Annotated in this window: 2 protein-coding genes and 1 pseudogene; 1 reads left to right on the plus strand and 2 read right to left on the minus strand. The window is 72.9% G+C overall.

What is annotated here, in order from left to right; translation table 11 throughout:
- Positions 1-86 (minus strand): annotated as a pseudogene (locus tag A4V12_RS39055) (rhodanese-like domain-containing protein); the annotation flags it as partial.
- A 95-nt stretch (positions 87-181) separates the two neighbouring features.
- Here A4V12_RS39055 and A4V12_RS22980 point away from each other — a divergent pair.
- Positions 182-628, plus strand: a complete 447-nt coding sequence (locus A4V12_RS22980) for an Lrp/AsnC family transcriptional regulator (RefSeq protein WP_064071315.1) — start codon at positions 182-184, stop codon at positions 626-628.
- Here the strand turns inward: A4V12_RS22980 and A4V12_RS39060 are convergent.
- Positions 618-1,303: SbcC/MukB-like Walker B domain-containing protein (locus A4V12_RS39060; RefSeq protein ID WP_267893220.1), on the minus strand; the 686-nt coding region annotated here is incomplete at its 5' end. The two genes, A4V12_RS22980 and A4V12_RS39060, sit on opposite strands and share 11 nt — an antisense overlap.

Below are 1,303 nucleotides of genomic sequence, written 5' to 3' on the forward strand. Positions count from 1 at the left end.
GCGGCCGCGGCGGCCGGCGGCGCGGGCGGGACCCGCAGGACGGGGTTGGCGGCGGCAGGGGAAACGATGCTCGGTGTCGTCGTCATGTCCGGAAATCTACGGTGTGTCGATCATCCCGGTGAAGTGACGATCCCCGGTCATCGCCTTGTCCGGCCGGGGAATCCCCTGGTATTCCTCGTCCATGACGGGATATTCACCGGACGCCACCGACTGGCGCATCCTCGCGGCACTCCAGGACCAGGGCCGGGCCAGTTACGCCGAACTCGCCCGTGCCGTCTCCATGTCCGCGAGCGCCGTCACCGAGCGGGTCCGCAGGCTGGAGGAGGCCGGGGTCATCGCCGGCTACACGGCGGTGGTCGACCAGGAGCGGATCGGGCTGCCGATACTCGCCTTCGTCCGGCTGCGGTACCCCAACGGCAACTACAAGCCGTTCCACGACCTGCTGGAGACGACGCCGGAGATCCTGGAGGCGCATCACGTCACGGGCGACGACTGCTTCGTGCTGAAGGTCGCGGCCCGTTCGATGCGGCACCTGGAGGAGGTCTCGGGGAAGGTGGGCGCCCTGGGGTCGGTGACCACGAGCGTGGTGTACTCGTCGCCGCTGACCCGCCGGCCGATCAGCCGCTGACCGCTCCCCCGCCGCGCAGCCGGACCGCCGAACCGCCGCGCTCTTTCACCACCTCCAGCTGGGTGGGGATGCGGCGGCGCAGGTCGCCGACGTGGCTGACGATGCCGACGCTGCGGTCCCGTTCGCGCAGCGAGTCCAGGACGTCCAGCACCTCGTCGAGCGTCTGGTCGTCGAGGCTGCCGAAGCCCTCGTCGATGAAGAGCGTGTCGAGCCGTACGCCGCCGGCCTCGTCGGTCACGACGTCGGCGAGGCCCAGCGCGAGCGCCAGCGACGCGAAGAACGTCTCCCCGCCCGACAGCGTGGCCGTGTCGCGCTCGCTGCCCGTCCAGGCGTCGACGACGTGCAGCCCGAGACCCGCCCGCCGGCCGCCCGCACGGGCGTCGGAGTGGACGAGCGTGTACCGGCCGGCCGACATCCGGGCCAGGCGTGCCGTCGCCGCGGCGGCGACCTGTTCGAGCCGGGCCGCGAGCACGTAGGACTCCAGCCGCATCTTGCGTTCGTTGTCCGCGGAGGTGCCGGCGGTCAGCCCGGCCAGCCGGGCCACCCGCTCGTACTCCTCGCGCAGTGGCCCCAGCCGCCGTACCTCGGTGGCCGCCTGCCGGGAGAGCCGGGCCAGCTCGTCGCACCGCTCGCGGTGGGCGGCCAGCGCGGAGTCGGCGTCGCGGGCGGCGCGGT

This window comes from Streptomyces noursei (assembly GCF_001646665.1).
Taxonomy (GTDB): domain Bacteria; phylum Actinomycetota; class Actinomycetes; order Streptomycetales; family Streptomycetaceae; genus Streptomyces; species Streptomyces lavendulocolor.

Bases quoted from the DNA above. Each gene is read 5' to 3' on its own strand.
- A4V12_RS22980 (WP_064071315.1), top strand. From the start codon at position 182: ATGACGGGATATTCACCGGACGCCACCGACTGGCGCATCCTCGCGGCA.